The following is a 16,339-nucleotide window of genomic DNA, read 5'->3' as shown; positions in this document are numbered from 1 at the left end:
AATAAAAAAGGTGGTATGCAATATGAAGATGATACTAAGGTATTTGGAACAGTTAAAAAAAGAGTGCGTACTAGCACCACTTTTTAAGATGTTAGAAGCTATATTTGAATTGTTTGTACCCTTGGTAGTTTCACAAATTATTGATAAGGGTATAGCTAATAAGGATATGGCTTTTATTATGAAGTGTAGTTTAATGCTTATAATACTTGCAATTATTGGCTTAGCTAGTTCAATAACAGCTCAGTATTTTAGTGCAAAAGCTGCAATTGGTGGCGCTACTAAGATGAGACATAGTTTATATGAACATATCTTAAGTTTATCATTTACTGATTATGACGAATTAGGAACATCAACCTTAATTACTAGACTAACAAGTGATATAAATCAAATACAGAATGGAATAAATCTCGTATTAAGATTATTTTTAAGATCACCATTTATTGTATTTGGCGCCATGATAATGGCATTTACAATAGACTTTAAAGAGGCTTTGGTTTTTGTTGTTACAATTCCTGTGTTGGCAGTGATTGTATTTGGAATAATGGCAATTACAAGACCAATGTATAAAGAAGTACAGAATAAGCTAGATAAAGTCTTACTTACAACAAGAGAGAATCTTACAGGTGTAAGAGTTATTAGAGCTTTTAATAAGCAGAAAAAAGAAAACATTCGATTCAAAAATGAAAATCAAGACTTAAACAAACTTCAAAGAGTTGTTGGTAGAATTTCAGGTTTAATGAATCCCCTTACATATATAATTGTTAATGGCGGTATTATTGCATTAATTTATGTTGGCGCTTTTAAAGTAAACTCAGGTGATTTAACACAGGGACAGGTAGTAGCCCTATATAATTATATGTCACAGATCTTAGTTGAATTAATAAAGCTTGCAAACTTAATTATTACAGTAACTAAGGCCTTAGCATGTGCAAGTAGAGTTGAGAATGTATTTAATATTAATAGCTCAATGGAATTTAAAAAGCTAAGTGATAAATATGATACTAAATCAGATGAGACTAAAGAAAATGTAGCTAAGTTTGAATTAAGACATGCTTCTCTTTGTTATAAAGGAAACAGTGAAAATTCAATTACAGATATAAATCTTGTGGCTAATAAAGGAGACATGATTGGTATTATAGGTGGTACAGGTTCAGGAAAGACTAGTGTTGCTAACTTAATATCAAGATTTTATGATGCTACAAGTGGTAGTGTCTTAATTGATGGTGTGAATATAAAGGACATTCCAAGAGAAAGATTATTATCTAAGGTTTCGGTATGTATGCAAAAAGCAGTGCTTTTTAGTGGAACTGTTAGAGAGAACTTAACCTTTGGAAGAACTGATATTTCCGATGAAACTCTTGAGAGAGCAATAAATATATCTCAGTCAAAAGAATTCTTATCTAAGAAGGAAGGATACCTTGATTATATGATAAATCAGGGTGCCAAAAATCTTTCTGGTGGACAAAAACAAAGATTAAACATAGCAAGAGCTATTGCAGCTAATCCAGAAATTCTTATATTAGATGATTGCTCATCAGCCCTTGATTATGCCACAGATGCAGCACTTAGAAATGCAATTGTAAGAGATTTATCTGATGTAACAACTGTAATTATCTCACAGAGAGCAGCTTCATTACTTAACTGTAATAAGATAATTGTTCTTGATGATGGTAAGGTTGTTGGCATGGGAAATCATGAGGAATTACTAAAGAGTTGTAGTATTTATAAAGAAATATATGATTCGCAGTTTAGCACCAATACAGACAATAAGAATGGAGGTGTTAATTAATGAGTCAGAATAAGAAAAAAGCTGTATTAGCAAAAATATTAAATAGAGTTGCAAGATATAAATTATCTTTGAGCCTAAGTATGTTAATGGCAATAATAACTGTAATTTGCCAGTTATATGTACCAGTTTTAATTGGTAGGGCAATTGATTATATTATTGGCAAGGGCCAGGTAGATTTTTCAAATGTGTTTGTAACACTTATTAGAATAGCTATTGTAATTATAGGCGTATTCATTTCTCAATGGATAATGAATATGTGTAACAATAGAATAACATATGGAGTTACTAAGGACTTAAGAGATGAGGCCTTTGATAAGATTGAAAAATTGCCACTTAAGTATATTGACGGTAATTCCTATGGAGATATTGTAAGCCGTGTAATTGCAGATGTAGATACATTTGCTGATGGTTTACTTATGGGATTTACTCAGTTCTTTACTGGAGTCTTAACTATAGTTGGCACAATTATATTTATGATTTTAATTGATGCAAGAATTACAGCCCTTGTAGTTTTATTAACACCACTTTCACTTATATGTGCATGGCTTATTGCAAAGAAGTCATTTAATAGCTTTAAGAGACAGTCAGAAACTAGAGGTGAGCAGACAGCACTTATAGATGAATCAATTAATGGCATCAAGGTTTTAAAGTCCTTTGGCAGCGAACAAAAATACATTGAAGAATTTGATGAAATAAATGAACGACTTAGAGAATATTCATTAAAAGCTGTATTCTTTTCAAGTTTAACTAATCCATCAACACGATTTGTAAATTCACTCGTTTATGCAGTAGTAGCAATTAGTGGTGGTGTATTGGCAATTAATGGTGGTATATCAGTAGGTGAATTAGCTTCATTTTTAAGTTATGCTAATCAGTATACTAAGCCATTTAATGAGATTTCAGGTGTTATTACAGAATTACAGAATGCTATTGTATGCGCAGGACGTATTTTTGAACTTATCGAGGAAACACCAGAAATTACAGATGAGAATAATAAAGACCTAACTGATATTGATGGAAGTGTAAATCTAAGCCAGGTTGAATTTTCATATACAGATGATACAAAGTTAATTACAGATTTTAATTTAGATGTAAAAAAAGGACAGAGAATTGCCATAGTTGGACCAACAGGATGCGGTAAGACAACACTTATTAATTTGCTTATGCGTTTTTATGATGTTAAGGGCGGAAGCATTAAAATAAGCGGCAATGATATTAGAGATATAAAAAGATCTGCACTTAGAAGTGCTTTTGGTATGGTATTACAGGAAACATGGCTTAAATCTGGAACCATAAGAGATAATATTATTATGGCTAAGGAAGATGCCAGCGAAGAAGAAATTATAGAAGCTTGTAAGAGCAGCTATTCATGGGGCTTTATAAAGAAGCTTCCTAAGGGTCTTGATACAGAAATTGGAGAAGATGGTGGTAGCTTATCGGCAGGACAAAAACAGCTATTATGTATAACACGTATAATGTTAGCTAATCCTCCAATGCTTATATTAGATGAGGCAACATCATCAATTGATACAAGAACAGAATTAAAGATTCAGGATGCTTTTGCAAAACTTATGGAAGGCAAGACAAGCTTTATTGTAGCTCATAGACTTTCAACAATTAAGAATGCAGATGTAATTTTAGTAATGAAAGACGGAAATATAATAGAGCAGGGAAATCATGAGGAATTATTAAAGGCTAATGGCTTTTATAAGACTTTATATGAGAGTCAGTTTATAAAGGCAACAAAGGGAGAAACATGTTAATTAGTGCAAAAAATATAACAAAACGCTATGGTAAAAACAGCATTTTAAAGGATATTAATTTAGAGGTTAATAAGGGAGAATGTGCCGTAATCATTGGTTCTAATGGTTGTGGTAAAACAACCCTTTTATCAATTCTTGCAGGAAGTAATAAGCCTACATCAGGCCAGATTAGTATTGATGGAAATAACGCTTTAGCTAATGCTAAGGTGTTTGATAGGATGATAGGCTATATTCCACAGGAAAATCCTTTAATGGAAGGATTAAGCGTTAAGGATAACCTTAAATTTTGGTACATGGGAACAGGTAGAAGCATGGAGGCCGATTTAGTTAATGGTGCTCCTGTGATTTTTGGAGTTGATAAATTCTTAAATAAGAAGGTAGAACAGTTATCAGGTGGTATGAAGAAGAGATTGAGCATTTGCGCAGCTCTAGCTAAAAATCCACCAATTTTAATTCTTGATGAACCTGGTGCATCTCTTGATATAGTTTGTAAGCAAGAGATTAAGGAATATATTAAAAACTATATGGCTGTTGGTGGAACTGTAATTTTGGCTAGTCATGAGGATTACGAAATAGGACTTGCAACTAAGATGTATTTATTAAATGACGGAGTCTTAAAAGAAGTTAAAGTTGGAACACATAATGAAGTAATGAAAGGGTTATCTAGATGAAACGTAAATTAGAATATCTTAGATTACAGATAAAAAGTGCTTTGTTATGGATTCCACAGATTATAGTGGTAGCAGCTATTATAGCTGTTATAGTTGCTTTTGCAGCATATGGTATAACAAAATACAAAAAAGAAAACAAAAATGGTAACTTGTTAAATGTTGCTATCTGTTATGATGAAGAAGACTCATCAAAAATGATAAGACAGGCTGTTTCTCTAATTTCCAAGGAAGAAAGCATATCTTCTGTATGCAAATTTACGGAGATGGATTACGATAGTGCAATAACGCAATTAAAGGATGGTACAATCTCAGTTGTTGTAGTTATTCCTAAAGGCTTTATTAGGAGTGTAATGAATGGAAGCAATAAGAGTATAGAGGTAATTTTTCCAAAGGTTGGTGTAAATAATTCATCCTATATTTATCAGGAAATGCTTGATTCAGGAACATCAGTATTAAGTACAGCTGAAGCTGGAATATATTCTATGGATGATATACTAGATTCTATCTTAAAAGTTGATGGCGATAGAAGAGAAAGATTAGAAAATAAACTAAGTGAGATTTATTTCAGTTATGGAATAGATAGAAACGTATATTTTAAGGTAACTGATGTATCTAAGACAGAGGGCCTTTCAACAATGCAATTCTATATATGTACTGGTTTTTTATTCCTACTTTTATTTAGTGGCATTATATGTGAAAAACTTTTTGTGCTAGATAATAATAGCTTAACTAAGGTCTTAAGAATCATAGATATAAAAGAAGGTTATATAAGCTTTAGTAAGATAGCAAGTACAAGTGTTGTTTATACAGCAATAGGTTGGTTAGCACTTATTTTTGTATCTCTAGCAGGAATAAGATATAAAGGGGTATATAACTATGTAGAGATAGATTCTGTTATTGGATTGTTAAAATCCATGACAGCATTATTGGTATTAAATGTTTCTTTACTAAGCTTTATATATTTTATTTTTACTCTGATCAATAATACAATTTATAAAATTATCGGTCTTTTTGTTATAGGCATTGTTTGTATGTACCTTTCAGGGTGTATTATGCCTACATCACTTTTACCTAAATTAGTAAGGACAATAGGTTATTACTTACCAACCTATTATTATTTTAGATTGGCAGGTCAGGTAATAACAAGCCATGTAAGTATAAGTCTTATGGCTATAAATCTTGCTATTAGTGTGCTACTTACATTTATTGCCAGCTGTTGCTTGAAATTAAGAATTAGAAAGGAGTAGCAATGAAGAGAGTATTATTTTGGATTTATCTTATGATAAAAAAGCAGATTAGTAATCCATTCATAGTATGTTTGTTAATTGCTATTCCCTTGGCTACTTTAATAGCAAAAAATATTCCGGCTATGAATAAAACGGACAAATTAAGAGTTGGAATTTGTCTTACAGATAATGATGAAACCGTTAAGAATACAACAGAAAAATTGGTGAATGGAAACTATCCTGTAGAATTTTATTATTGTCCTTCAAGAGAGGATCTAGTTAATGATATAATGAATAAAAAGGCAGAATGTGGTTATGTATTCGGAAGCAATTTACAAAAGAGGCTTTTAGACGGGGAAATAGAAGGCCTTATGGAATGTGTTATTAACGAATCAAATTATGTTAGTTCAATGACTAATGAAATAGTTTTTGCGACTCTTTTTAAGGAATCAGCAGATGATATATTAGAGAAGTTTATTAGAACAGAAAGCACATTTAGTAAAGCTACAGAGAGAAGCCTTGAAATTGCAAGATACAGATATGAGAAATATCTTGAAGGTGATGAGACATTTCATTTGGATTTTAAGGTGATTGATACCAATAACGATGGTTCTGCCACAAGACAAATTGATCAAAGAGCAGGAAAATTTCCGTTAAAGGCAGTGCTTACGATTTTGGTTTTTGTAAGTGGTTTATTTGGCGTTGCTTGGTTTATTGAAGACGAGAATAAAGGGACTTACGCAACTCTTAGCAAAGGATATAAAATACTTGGTAAACCAGTATATGCTTTTATTGGAGCTATACTTTTCTGGTTTTCATCAACTTTAGCACTTATAATTTCAGGGGAAAATATTGGTATTAAAGAAGTATTAATTGGGATTTTTTACGTAGTACTTGTCACAATATATGCATGGATACTAGGTTTAATATTTAGGAAGCTCAACTTATTTATTGGAGTTTCTCTAGTATTACTTATAGCTTGCTTTATATTCTGTCATGTATTTATGAATATTTCTTTATATTTACCATCTGCTAAGTATATTAGAGCAATATTGTTGCCTAATTATTTTATTTAGTTAGATCTAATAACTGGGGGATATAATATGGAGAAAAAGAAAAAGCGAATATTTGAAATCATACAGATTGGTTATACAGGGGACTGGCAAAGTAGACTATTTGATGTCTTGATAACAGTTGCTATAGTATTAAATATATTTATAGCCATAGCAGATACATTTGATGAATTAAGTGCTTACAGAATATATTTTGATATGATAGAGATGGTAACGGTTATAGGATTTACTGTGGAATATTTTTTAAGAATATGGACAGCGAATTTACTTTATCCATATGAAAGTTATTCACATGCGATAAGAAAATATGCATTATCATTTGACGGAATAATAGATTTGCTGTCCTTTGTTCCCTTTTATTTGCCATTTTTCTTTCCAGCAGGAATAGTGGCATTTAGAATGTTTAGAGTAGTAAGAATTCTAAGATTATTTAGAATTAACGCCTATTCAGATGCTCTAAGTGTTATTTCTAAAGTAATAAATAGAAAGAAAGATCAGATTTTATCTTCTGTCTTTATAGTTTTGACCTTGATGCTAGCATCATCTCTTTGTATGTATAGCGTAGAACATCAGGCTCAACCAGAGGTTTTTAAAAACGCTTTTTCAGGATTTTGGTGGTCAGTATCTACACTTCTAACAGTGGGATATGGTGATATTTATCCTGTGACAGAATTGGGAAAAATATTAAGTATAGCAATTACAATTCTTGGTGTTGGTATTGTAGCAATTCCAACAGGTATTATTAGTGCAGGTTTTGTAGAAGAATATAATAACACACGACGTTCATCAGATATTGAAAAGGTTATTGATTTAAAATTTATTAGAATAAATGTGACAAAAAATCATGAATGGGTATCAAAGCAAATAAAGGATTTAAAGGTGCCAGAAGGTCTTATATTAGCAACAATTATAAGAAAAGGAGAGGCAACTGTTCCAAGAGGAGATACTGTTATTTATGAAGGTGATCAAGTTGTGTTAGGGGCACAAGGCTATAATGACGATTATAAAATACACATAAGAGAAATTGAGCTAAAGGAGAGAAGTTCATGGGTAGGATATGCTCTTAAAGACATAGATATGTCAAAGCACAGTTTGGTTCTTATGGTTAAGAGAGGTAGTAATATTCTTATCCCTAATGGGAATACAATATTAAAAAGTGGAGATTTAGTTTTTGTTTATACAAAGAAGAATATACAAGATTCAATAGAGATTGATATATAAGGAGATTAGATGACAAGAATATATCTTGCAAATGCTTGCAGCCTAAAGGATTATAGCGAAATAGCTTATGCAAAATTAACAGATTATCGTAAGAAAAAAACGGACAAACTTCACGTAGAAATGCCACGACTAACAAGCATAACAGCAGGTTTATTGCTAAATTATGCAACAAAAGACTATTTACTAAAGGGAAATGAAGAGGTAGATGTAGATAATAACAAAAAGCTAAACCATGAAGGATTATTACCATTAGAAGCAGGTAAAAGCCCAATAGTAGAAGTATCAATAGATGAGTTAATAGACTCCTATGATAAAGATTATGATTTTGAAATTGAAGAAATGGGACAAGGCAAACCAGTATATGCCACAAGAAAAGATATCTATTTTAATATTTCACATACAGCAAGCATAGTAGTAGTAGCCATATCATCAAAAGCAATAGGAATTGATATAGATGGTAATAGAAATTTTAGTGATAGAATGATAGATAAATTTTATTCAGAAAATGAAGCTGCTTGGGTTTATGGAAACGATTTAACAAAACATGATCGTTTTTTTACAATATGGACAATGAAGGAAGCATTTTCAAAAATGATAGGTTGTGGAATAACAAAAACAATCCTAAACGTAGAATTTCTACATGATACAGATAAGGTAGAATGTATTTACAATGGTGAAAAACAAAATGTAATAATCGAAGAAAGTGAATATCTAGGATATAAAATAACAGCAATTAAGGAAGCTTAATTGCTGTTATTTATTTAATCTAGAAAGGTTAGTTGCAAGCTCCCCTTCTAACTATATCCGCTATAATATCCGCACATCTTTCTGGTCCAATAACACCTGTATTTAAGCAAATATCATAGTTGTGATAATCACCCATTTCCTGATGAGTGTACTGCTTATAATATGTTTCTCTAAGAATGTCGTGACGTTCTCTGGCTTTTTTGGGATTAATACCAGCATTTTCTTCTAGTTCCCCAGCTCTTTTTGTACGAACATCTTTATCAGCATAAAGAAAAACATTAAAAGAAGGAATTCCTGCTTCTCTTAGTACATATCCAGCACAACGTCCAACAATAATACATGGTTCCTTAGATAGGTTAATAATAACTTCTTTTTGTGCATGGAAGATTCCATCATATGAGCTTGTATAAACCATGGCATTGTTCATAAGGCTGTTCATAAATCGAGTAGCACGGCTCATAGCTTCGCCTTCTCTTCTAATATCTTCTTCTGAGTAACCGCTTCTTTTAGCAGTTTCCTTAACGAAATCCTTGTCGTAGAAAGGAATTCCTAAAGTGTCAGCAAGACGTTTAGCAACTGTACGTCCAAATGCTGCATATTCTCTACTGATTGTTATAACTGGATAATTTAAGTTTTCCATAACCCCTCCTAGTTAGCTTTAGTTTTTATTTGTTTATTTTTAGAACGAATGTAAAGGAAGACTAATCCGCAAACTAGTAATAATAATCCAAGTAAATCTGTTGTTGTTGATGGATGTATTAACATAAGACCACCAGCGGCAACTAGGATTCTGATTAAAGGATTCATGTCTGTGAAACAATAGCCTTCTAGTGCTGCTGCTAAACCAAATACACCAAGTACTGATGTAACGCAGATAAATGCCACATCAAGAGGATTAGTGTTAATAAGTAACATTGCTGGGTTGTAGCAGAACATATAAGGTACGATAAAGGCTGCAATGGCAAGCTTTGATGCCTGGAATGCAGTTTTCATCGGATTACTCTTAGCTATAGCAGAACCTGCGTAAGCTGCAAGAGCAACAGGTGGTGTAATATCAGCAACAATACCAAAATAGAATACAAAGAAGTGAGCAGCCATTGTAGGAACGCCCATTCTAATAAGGATTGGAGCTGTTGTGGCAGCCATAATACAGTAGTTAGCTGTAGTAGGAACACCCATGCCAAGAACGATACAGCAAAGCATTGTTAATACTAATGCAATAATTAAGTGGTTACCAGCAACACCAACGATAGCATTGATCATATCATTAGCAAGACCTGTCATTGTAATAGCACCACTTATAATACCAGCAACACCGCAGGCAGCACCTACAGTAATTGCGCTTTTTCCACCCTGTTCAAGGGCTTCTAAAATCTTCTTAAAATTAATTCTGTTATCTTTATCAAATAAGCTTACTACAATTGAAAGAATAATAGCTAAAGCAGCAGCTTTTTGCATTGTCATAAAGTTACCAGATACCCATACAACTAACATTACAAGAGGAAGTAATAGGTAAATCTTCTTAATAAGCTTACTAATCTTAGGAAGCTGTTCCTTAGGAATTCCAGTAAGTCTAAGCTTTTTAGCTTCTAGATGAACTGAGATAAAAATACCTAAGAAATAAAGTACTGCAGGAAGAATAGCTCTTCCAATAATACTTGAGTAAGGTACGCCAACAAAATCTGCCATAAGGAAAGCAGCAGCACCCATAATAGGTGGCATAATCTGTCCACCAGTTGAAGAAGCAGCTTCAACAGCGCCTGCAAATTCTGGCTTGTAACCTGTTTCCTTCATCATTGGAATTGTAACAGAACCTGTAGTTACTGTATTACCAACTGATGAACCAGACACCATACCACAAAGAGCAGATGAAATAACAGCTACCTTTGCAGGACCACCGGCAAATCTACCTGCCACGCTATTAGCAAGTTTAATAAAGAATTCTGAAATTCCTGTTTTTTCAAGGAATGCACCAAATATAATAAATACTACAATAAATTTTGAACACACATTAACCGGTGTAGAAAAAATGCCTTCCTTAGTGTAGAAGAGGTTTCTTACTAAATACTTAAGTCTACCAAAAAATTCTGGGTTAGTAAGTCCAATAGTTAAAGCATAAATTACGAAAACAGCAGCTACAACTAAAATTGGAATACCAACGCATCGTCTTGTTACTTCTACAAGGGCAGCTATGGCAATGATGCCGATGATAATTTGATACCATTCAAATCTAGTACCCTGATTAATAATCTTATTGGCATTAAATGTAAAATACATGTATGAGCCTGTTCCTAGTATTGTAAAAATAATATCATATACAGGAATATGATTTGGCTTTTGTTCACCCTTTTTAGCAGGGTAAATTAAAAATCCCATAAGAATAATAAGTCCCATAAAAGAAGTAAGTCTTATTTCTTCAAGGAAAGTTGCAAAAAGTGTTATATAAATACACCATAATGAAAATGCTACTAATATAAGAGTAATGGCAATCTTTGGCTTGCCTTCCCAAATACGAGTGTTACTTTCTCTGTCGTATTTTTTCATAACGGCGTCAATAGTTTCTTTGGAAACTTCAGGTGCTGAAGTCTTCATATTGTTGTTATCGCTCAATATTTAAGTCCTCCTTTTTAGTTATTGATATCTGAATTTACATTGTAGCCTTTTTCGGCATAATATCTAGCAGCACCCTTGTGATAAGGTACAGTTGTGATATCAGTTGCTGTTTCAAGGGATAATTCTTTACCCTTGGCATTTTCAAGTACAATTTCTTCAGTATGATCAAAAATTGCTGCTGTAAGATTATAAGCAGTTTCTTCATCCACGTCATCTGAAATAATAATTGTAGCTTCTACAGTAACTGTCTGAACATCCTCTGTCTGGCCAGGATATGTACCAGCAGGAATTGTGTATGGCTTGTAATATGGACAATTTTGCAATATTGTTTGTTGTAATTCATTGTCAATATTAATAAGTTCTACACCATTAGTTGTAGCAAGCTCTGTAATGGCTGTTGTTGGTGCACCAGCTACAATAAATGCTGCATCAATACGTCCATCCTTAAGAGCTTCCTTTGAATCTTCAAAAGACTGATACTGTGGCTTAATATCATCAAGTCCAATACCTGCAGATTCAAGGATATCAATAGCATTAAAATAAACACCTGATCCAGCCTGACCTATAGAAACTCTCTTGCCCTTTAGGTCATTTACAGATGTAATAGATTTATCCATTGTGATTATCTGTACAGTTTCGGCATATAATGAGCCTAAAACTCTAAAATCTGTTGTTGCTCCATCTTGTTCAAATGCTCTAGTTCCTTCCCATGCATATGTCATAACATCTGATTGAGTAAATCCTAATTGGAAATCTCCATCTTGGATACTTTGAATATTAACCTTAGATCCTCCTGTTGAAACGGCAACGGCTTTAACGTTAGCATATGTCTTCATATACTGTGCAATTACTCCGCCATATGAGTAATAAGTACCAGCAGTACCGCCGGTTCCAAACATCATTCGTGATGACGACTGTGAACATCCTGTCATAGCGCCAATCATTAGGCACATGCAGACAAGGCATGCACATAATTTTTTGATTTTTCGCATGTCTTTTCTCCATTCTTATTTAAATTTTCTTGATTTAATTCTATATATTTATACCACATTAAAGTGGATAAATAAAGCTTGGTAAAGCTTCATAAAAATACTAAAAAAACATCCCCAAAATCTTAAAAATACGTGTTTCTCTACATATTATAAGAGTTGGGGATGTATATTAATCACTATTTATTACTATTATAAGAGATATTAGTTATTATCCTGATATTTAAGTGCTGCCTCAACAAATCCCTTGAATAAAGGATGTGGTCTATTAGGACGAGACTTAAGTTCTGGGTGAGCCTGTGTAGCAACAAACCAAGGATGAGTAGGAATTTCAACCATTTCTACAATTCTACCATCTGGTGAAATACCAGAAAGAAGCATACCTTTTTCTGTAAGAACCTTACGGAAATCATTGTTTACTTCGTATCTATGTCTATGACGCTCATGAATTGTTTCTTCACCATATAACTTATAAGCAAGTGAATTCTTATTAAGTACACATGGGTAAGAGCCAAGTCTAAGAGTACCACCGATATCATCGATACCTTCCTGATCTGGCATAAGGTGAATAACTGGATGTGTTGTATTAGGGTCTAATTCTACAGAATGTGCATCATCATAACCTACAACATCTCTTGCAAATTCAACAATTGATAACTGCATACCAAGGCATAAACCAAGGAATGGGATGTTATTTTCCCTTGCAAACTTAATTGCAGCAATTTTTCCTTCAATACCTCTGTTACCAAAACCACCTGGAACCAAGATACCTGAAACATCGCCAAGAATTTCTTTGGCGTTATCATTAGTAACTGTTTCAGAATCTACCCATTTGATTTCAACTTCAGCAAGGTTAGTAATACCGCCGTGCTTAAGAGCCTCAACTACTGAGATATAAGCATCGTGGAGTGAAATATATTTACCAACTAAGGCAACCTTAACTTTTTTAGTTGGATGTTTGGCGTTGTAGCACATTTGCTTCCATTCTGTAAGGTCTGGTTCTGGGCAAGGAAGCTTTAAGCATTCGCAAGCAACTTCTGCTAAATGTTCTTCCTCCATTGCAAGTGGAGCATCGTAAAGAATTTCTACATCTAAGTTCTGTAAAACGTGAGACTTTGGTACATTACAGAATAAAGCAATTTTATCCTTAATACCTGGTTCAAGTGGATGTTCTGTTCTACATACTAGGATATCTGGCATAATTCCCATACCCTGTAATTCCTTAACAGAAGCCTGTGTAGGCTTTGTCTTCATTTCACCAGAAGCCTTAAGATAAGGAATAAGTGTTACGTGGATAAGAATTGCATTTTCCTTACCAACTTCATGCTGGAACTGTCTAATTGCCTCAAGGAATGGCTGAGATTCAATATCACCTACAGTACCGCCAACTTCAATGATAGCAATTTTTGTTTCATCATCTGTGTAATCTCTAAAGAAACGGCTCTTAATTTCGTTAGTGATATGAGGAATTACCTGAACAGTGCCTCCACCAAAATCACCTCTACGTTCTTTTTGAAGTACTGACCAATAAACTTTACCTGTTGTAACGTTAGAGTTTTTAGTTAGACTTTCATCTATAAATCTTTCATAATGACCAAGGTCAAGATCTGTCTCTGCCCCGTCATCAGTTACGAAAACTTCACCATGCTGAATAGGATTCATAGTTCCTGGATCAATATTAATATATGGATCAAACTTCTGCATAGTTACCTTGTAACCACGTGCCTTAAGAAGTCTGCCAAGAGAAGCTGCTGTAATACCCTTACCGAGTCCGGAAACAACACCACCTGTAACAAATACGTACTTAACTGCCATTAATATACCTCCAAAAAATAAAGAAAGTCGTAGGCGTGTCACCCATACCACCTTTGGTTTGATGCCACGCATACGACTTGATTTAAAAAATAACTTTGGTATTATAACTCGTAATAAAAAAATTGTCTAGCCCATTCTTTATATAACTTTAAGAAAATCTATCTGATTTTTATTGATTTATGAAAATCCCTTCTTTATAATTAATTATGTTAGTGTGATAAAACTTAATGTTTACTAGCTTTATCAAAAACGTGACATTAGATTATTAATAATAAGGAGAATATAAATAAATGGCTAATAATTACGATAATAATCGTGATGATCGTAATAAAGACAACAATGACAATAACAAAAAACCAAAGAATACCAGTCTTATAATTTTTGTTATTATAGCTGCTGTTGTAACTTTTATTGCAATCACACTTCTTAATTCTCTTTTCCAAAGTGCTACATATAAGGAAGTTACATACAATGAATTCCTTCAGATGATAGACGATGGACAGGTTGAGTCAGTATCATTAGAAAAGGATAGAATTCTTATTTATCCAACGGATGATGTGGCTAAAGAATCAAATTTAACAGGAATTAAATATACATATTATACAGGTTATGTTAGTGATGAATCCTTAGTACCACTTCTTAAGAGAAAGGATATTTCATTTAAGGGACATATTCCGGATTCAAATTCATTAATAGTTGAATTCCTTGTGTCATATGTATTGCCAATATTATTACTTTATCTTGTATTTGCTGTTGTTTATAGAAAAATCGCTAAGAGCGGCGGCATGGGTATGGGAATGAGCGTAGGTAAGAGCAATGCTAAGATCTATGTTCAGAAAAAAACAGGTGTTACATTTAAGAATGTAGCAGGACAGGATGAGGCTAAGGAGTCTCTTACAGAAATCGTTGATTTCTTACATAATCCTGATAAGTATGCAAAAATCGGAGCTAAACTACCTAAGGGAGCATTACTTGTAGGACCTCCAGGAACAGGTAAGACACTTTTAGCTAAGGCAGTTGCAGGTGAGGCTAATGTTCCATTTTTCTCCCTTGCAGGTTCTGATTTTGTAGAAATGTTTGTTGGTGTAGGTGCATCTCGTGTACGTGATTTATTTAAAGAAGCTACAAAGCAGGCACCTTGTATTATATTTATTGATGAAATTGATGCTATTGGTAAGAGTAGAGATTCAAGATATGGCAGTGGTAATGACGAACGTGAACAGACATTAAACCAGTTATTATCTGAAATGGATGGTTTTGATTCGTCAAAGGGTATCTTTATCTTAGCTGCTACTAATAGACCAGAAGTACTTGATAAGGCCTTACTTAGACCAGGTCGTTTAGATAGAAGAATCACAGTTGATAGACCTGATAAGAAGGGTAGAATTGAAACACTTAAGGTACATTCAAAGGATGTCCTTATGGATGATTCTGTAGATTTTGAAGAATTAGCTCTAGCAACAAGCGGTTTAGTAGGTTCAGATCTTGCTAATATGGTTAACGAAGCTGCTATTGGTGCTGTTAAGGAAGGCAGAAGCATTGTAACTCAGGCAGACTTAATGAAGGCATTTGATGTAGTAGTTGCAGGTAAAGAGAAGAAAGAGCGAGTTCTTACTAAGAAAGAAAAAAGAATTGTGGCTTATCATGAAATCGGACATGCAATTATTCGAGCAATTAAGAATAATTCAGATCCAGTTCAAAAAATCACAATCATACCACATACTAATGGTTCTCTAGGTTATGTTCTTAACTTCCCAGAAGAAGAAAAACACCTAGAATCAAGAGAAGAGATGATGACAGATTTAGTATCACTTGTTGGTGGACGTGCAGCAGAAGAAATAGTTATTGGTTCTGTTACAAATGGTGCATCAGATGATATTAAGAAGGCAACAAATCTTGCTAAGGTAATGATTACACAGTATGGTATGTCAGAAAAATTTGGACTTGTTGCATTATCAACAGTTGAAGACCAGTATTTAAGTGGCCATTCTCAGATGAATTGTTCACCAACTACTGAAGCACAGATAGATGAAGAAGTTCGTAAGATGATTATGGAAGCTTATGAAGAAGCTAAATCAATAATCAAAGAGAATAGAGAAGTAATGGATAAATTAGCTCATTATCTCTATGACCATGAAACAATTACAGGTAAGGAATTTATGAAGATTTTTAGAGAAGCTAAAGGAATTCCTGAACCAGTAGATACAAGTGATTTCACAACTTCAGAAAAGGTAGCAGAATCAGTTACATTTAATGAAGATGGAACTTATTCATCTACAATTAGTGGACCTGCAGAATCTGAAATTTGGAAGGATGCTAATGAAGATCTAATAACTTCCAAAGAAACAGAGGTAGAAGAAACTAAAGTTGAAAAAACTGAAGTTGAAGACGAATAAATGTTTATGTCTCGTGGATAATTTTTTATATATGAT

Annotated in this window: 12 protein-coding genes; 8 read left to right on the top strand and 4 right to left on the bottom strand. The window is 33.4% G+C overall.

Features of this window, described 5'->3' with window-relative positions; all coding sequences use genetic code 11:
- Nucleotides 1-22: 22 nt before the first annotated feature.
- Genes T537_RS0111420 through T537_RS12580 form a run of 7 tightly spaced genes read left to right on the top strand, consistent with a single transcriptional unit; the run spans nt 23 to nt 8,490 of the window.
- Nucleotides 23-1,789: an ABC transporter ATP-binding protein gene (locus T537_RS0111420; protein ID WP_031558092.1), complete on the top strand. Its 1,767-nt coding sequence runs from the start codon at nt 23-25 to the stop codon at nt 1,787-1,789.
- Nucleotides 1,789-3,552: an ABC transporter ATP-binding protein gene (locus tag T537_RS0111415; protein WP_031558090.1), complete on the top strand. Its 1,764-nt coding sequence runs from the start codon at nt 1,789-1,791 to the stop codon at nt 3,550-3,552. The genes T537_RS0111420 and T537_RS0111415 overlap by 1 nt, the downstream gene beginning before the upstream one ends.
- Nucleotides 3,546-4,223, top strand: coding sequence for an ABC transporter ATP-binding protein (locus tag T537_RS0111410; protein ID WP_031558088.1), 678 nt, complete (start codon nt 3,546-3,548; stop codon nt 4,221-4,223). The genes T537_RS0111415 and T537_RS0111410 overlap by 7 nt, the downstream gene beginning before the upstream one ends.
- On the top strand, nt 4,220-5,470 hold the full coding sequence (locus T537_RS0111405) for an ABC transporter permease (RefSeq protein WP_031558086.1): 1,251 nt from the start codon (nt 4,220-4,222) through the stop codon (nt 5,468-5,470). The genes T537_RS0111410 and T537_RS0111405 overlap by 4 nt, the downstream gene beginning before the upstream one ends.
- A gap of 2 nt (nt 5,471-5,472) precedes the next feature.
- Nucleotides 5,473-6,525, top strand: a complete 1,053-nt coding sequence (locus T537_RS0111400; RefSeq protein WP_031558083.1) for a hypothetical protein — start codon at nt 5,473-5,475, stop codon at nt 6,523-6,525.
- Between the two features lie 27 nt (nt 6,526-6,552).
- Nucleotides 6,553-7,743, top strand: coding sequence for an ion transporter (locus T537_RS0111395; RefSeq protein ID WP_031558080.1), 1,191 nt, complete (start codon nt 6,553-6,555; stop codon nt 7,741-7,743).
- A 9-nt stretch (nt 7,744-7,752) separates the two neighbouring features.
- Nucleotides 7,753-8,490 carry a 4'-phosphopantetheinyl transferase family protein gene (locus T537_RS12580; protein WP_031558078.1) on the top strand — a complete coding sequence of 246 codons (738 nt, stop codon included), beginning with the start codon at nt 7,753-7,755 and terminating at the stop codon, nt 8,488-8,490.
- Nucleotides 8,491-8,518: 28 nt separating this feature from the next.
- On the opposite strand, the gene T537_RS0111385 is transcribed toward T537_RS12580, so the two are convergent.
- The 4 genes from T537_RS0111385 to T537_RS0111370 form a co-directional block, all read right to left on the bottom strand.
- On the bottom strand, nt 8,519-9,130 hold the full coding sequence (locus T537_RS0111385; protein ID WP_031558077.1) for a cytidylate kinase-like family protein: 612 nt from the start codon (nt 9,128-9,130) through the stop codon (nt 8,519-8,521).
- 8 nt (nt 9,131-9,138) lie between these two features.
- Entirely contained in the window at nt 9,139-11,100 is a 1,962-nt protein-coding gene (locus T537_RS0111380) for a TRAP transporter permease (RefSeq protein WP_330372612.1), read from the bottom strand.
- A 17-nt stretch (nt 11,101-11,117) separates the two neighbouring features.
- The gene (locus tag T537_RS0111375; protein ID WP_027438822.1) at nt 11,118-12,095 is read right to left on the bottom strand and encodes a TAXI family TRAP transporter solute-binding subunit; all 978 of its coding nucleotides are present in this window, start codon (nt 12,093-12,095) and stop codon (nt 11,118-11,120) included.
- A 201-nt stretch (nt 12,096-12,296) separates the two neighbouring features.
- Nucleotides 12,297-13,907, bottom strand: a complete 1,611-nt coding sequence (locus T537_RS0111370; RefSeq protein WP_031558072.1) for a CTP synthase — start codon at nt 13,905-13,907, stop codon at nt 12,297-12,299.
- Nucleotides 13,908-14,197: 290 nt separating this feature from the next.
- Here T537_RS0111370 and ftsH point away from each other — a divergent pair, with 290 nt between their 5' ends.
- Nucleotides 14,198-16,303, top strand: a complete 2,106-nt coding sequence (ftsH, locus tag T537_RS0111365; RefSeq protein WP_081823303.1) for an ATP-dependent zinc metalloprotease FtsH — start codon at nt 14,198-14,200, stop codon at nt 16,301-16,303.
- Nucleotides 16,304-16,339: the final 36 nt, after the last annotated feature.

This window comes from Lachnospira multipara LB2003 (assembly GCF_000702205.1).
Lineage (GTDB): Bacteria > Bacillota > Clostridia > Lachnospirales > Lachnospiraceae > Lachnospira > Lachnospira multipara_A.
The sequence above is the reverse complement of the archived record's forward strand: the minus strand, read 5'-3'. Positions and strand labels throughout refer to the sequence as shown.

Excerpts from the sequence above, each read along its gene's own strand:
- T537_RS0111370 (WP_031558072.1), bottom strand. The coding sequence starts at position 13,907 with ATGGCAGTTAAGTACGTATTTGTTACAGGTGGTGTTGTTTCCGGACTC.
- T537_RS12580 (WP_031558078.1), top strand. The coding sequence starts at position 7,753 with ATGACAAGAATATATCTTGCAAATGCTTGCAGCCTAAAGGATTATAGC.
- T537_RS0111375 (WP_027438822.1), bottom strand. The coding sequence starts at position 12,095 with ATGCGAAAAATCAAAAAATTATGTGCATGCCTTGTCTGCATGTGCCTA.
- T537_RS0111415 (WP_031558090.1), top strand. The coding sequence starts at position 1,789 with ATGAGTCAGAATAAGAAAAAAGCTGTATTAGCAAAAATATTAAATAGA.
- T537_RS0111400 (WP_031558083.1), top strand. The coding sequence starts at position 5,473 with ATGAAGAGAGTATTATTTTGGATTTATCTTATGATAAAAAAGCAGATT.
- T537_RS0111385 (WP_031558077.1), bottom strand. The coding sequence starts at position 9,130 with ATGGAAAACTTAAATTATCCAGTTATAACAATCAGTAGAGAATATGCA.
- ftsH (WP_081823303.1), top strand. The coding sequence starts at position 14,198 with ATGGCTAATAATTACGATAATAATCGTGATGATCGTAATAAAGACAAC.
- T537_RS0111405 (WP_031558086.1), top strand. The coding sequence starts at position 4,220 with ATGAAACGTAAATTAGAATATCTTAGATTACAGATAAAAAGTGCTTTG.
- T537_RS0111420 (WP_031558092.1), top strand. The coding sequence starts at position 23 with ATGAAGATGATACTAAGGTATTTGGAACAGTTAAAAAAAGAGTGCGTA.
- T537_RS0111395 (WP_031558080.1), top strand. The coding sequence starts at position 6,553 with ATGGAGAAAAAGAAAAAGCGAATATTTGAAATCATACAGATTGGTTAT.
- T537_RS0111410 (WP_031558088.1), top strand. The coding sequence starts at position 3,546 with ATGTTAATTAGTGCAAAAAATATAACAAAACGCTATGGTAAAAACAGC.